Origin of the sequence: Archangium violaceum Cb vi76 (assembly GCF_000733295.1) — a bacterium.
GTDB lineage: Bacteria > Myxococcota > Myxococcia > Myxococcales > Myxococcaceae > Archangium > Archangium violaceum.
Genome location: NZ_JPMI01000356.1, coordinates 1 through 407, shown reverse-complemented (window position 1 = coordinate 407; position 407 = coordinate 1). Strand labels below are relative to the sequence as shown.

At 71.7% G+C, this 407-nt stretch carries 1 protein-coding gene; it reads left to right on the top strand.

Annotated features, from left to right (window positions below; translation table 11 throughout):
* Window positions 1–407: topoisomerase DNA-binding C4 zinc finger domain-containing protein (locus tag Q664_RS58565; RefSeq protein WP_200883861.1), on the top strand; the 407-nt coding region annotated here is incomplete at both ends.

The window sequence follows — 407 nt, the reverse complement described above, 5'->3', positions numbered from 1 at the left end:
GCCGTGGAGCAGTTGCTACGCAAGCGCCCCGAGCTCGCTGCGGCCGCGCCCGACGCTCCCAAGCCTACCGGGAAGCAGTGCCCCCGATGTGGTGACGGCGAGCTGCTGCTCTGCCCGGGCAAGCGCGGCGAATTCCTCGCCTGCAGCCGGTGGAGGGCCACGCCCAAGTGCGACTACACGGCCCCTCCCGACGTGAAGGCCGCCGCGCGCCCCTGCCCTCGGTGCAGCAAGGCCATGGAGGAGGTGCAGGGCAAGACTGGCCCCTACGCCCGCTGCCTCGACAAGGACGGCTGTGGCTACATGGGCGACGTGGACGCCCAGCCGCACCCGGAGCCCTGCCCCAAGTGCCAGGGCGCAATGGAGAGGGCACGTGGCAAGCACGGGCCCTACGCGCGCTGCCTCAAGAA